The sequence below is a fragment of the Variovorax sp. DXTD-1 genome, from assembly GCF_003984625.1.
In the GTDB taxonomy this organism is placed as follows: Bacteria; Pseudomonadota; Gammaproteobacteria; order Burkholderiales; family Burkholderiaceae_C; genus Variovorax.
Map to the genome: position 1 here is coordinate 1 of NZ_RWKH01000081.1, position 500 is coordinate 500.

Below are 500 nucleotides of genomic sequence, written 5' to 3' on the forward strand. Positions count from 1 at the left end.
CCGGTCCGCCGATGACGGCGGCAGCCATGCTGCTCATGTACAAGGTGGCGCTGGCGCTGTTCATCGGGTTCGGGCCGATTTTCATCATGTGCCTGATCTTCAAGGTGACGGAGCAGATGTTCTGGAGCTGGCTCAAATACGGGCTGGGCACCTTGTTCTCGATGGCGGTGCTCAGTTTCATGGTCTCGATCGTGCTGGAGCTGACGCTGCGCGTGGCGGCGGCCTTGTGGGCGGCCAGCGCTGTCAGCAGCTTGCTGGACGTTGCAGGAAGCGCGGGACTTACGAACCAGGCGATGCAGCAAGGGGGCATCGGGTTGTTGATGACGACGCTGCTGATTTCTGCGCCGCCGATGGCGGCTGCGTTCTTTGGGGGGACGATGGGGCAGTTTGCGACTTACGCGCAAGTGGATGCCGGCAAGAAAGCCGGAGCGGGTGATCCAGGGTATCAGGCGCACCAGGGGACGCAGCAAACTAGCCAGACGACGCAAACGACTCCTCCC

The 500-nt window shown here is 62.4% G+C and carries 1 protein-coding gene; it reads left to right on the forward strand.

The features are described from left to right. Nucleotides 1–11 precede the first annotated feature (11 nt). Nucleotides 12–500, forward strand: a 489-nt coding sequence (locus EJI00_RS24950; RefSeq protein ID WP_260590848.1) for a type IV secretion system protein, incomplete at its 3' end; no start/stop codon positions are given.